Source organism: Pantoea sp. USMM079, assembly GCF_037153115.1.
Lineage (GTDB): Bacteria > Pseudomonadota > Gammaproteobacteria > Enterobacterales > Enterobacteriaceae > Pantoea > Pantoea communis.
Genome location: NZ_JBBCKX010000078.1, coordinates 1 through 316 on the forward strand (window position 1 = coordinate 1; position 316 = coordinate 316).

General features: G+C 51.3%; 1 rRNA gene. It reads right to left on the reverse strand.

Annotated elements, in window-relative coordinates:
* Nucleotides 1-316: ribosomal RNA gene (locus WFP70_RS26595) — 23S ribosomal RNA — on the reverse strand; the annotation flags it as partial.

Here is a 316-nt window from a genome sequence, read left to right on the forward strand (position 1 = left end):
CTCACGGTACTGGTTCACTATCGGTCAGTCAGGAGTATTTAGCCTTGGAGGATGGTCCCCCCATATTCAGACAGGATACCACGTGTCCCGCCCTACTCTTCGAACTCACAGAAGGTGTGTTTTTGTGTACGGGAGTATCACCCTGTACCCTGCGACTTTCCAGACGCTTCCACTAACACACAAACTGATTCAGGTTCTGGGCTGTTCCCCGTTCGCTCGCCGCTACTGGGGGAATCTCGGTTGATTTCTTTTCCTCTGGGTACTTAGATGTTTCAGTTCCCCAGGTTCGCCTCGCAACACTATGTATTCATGTTGC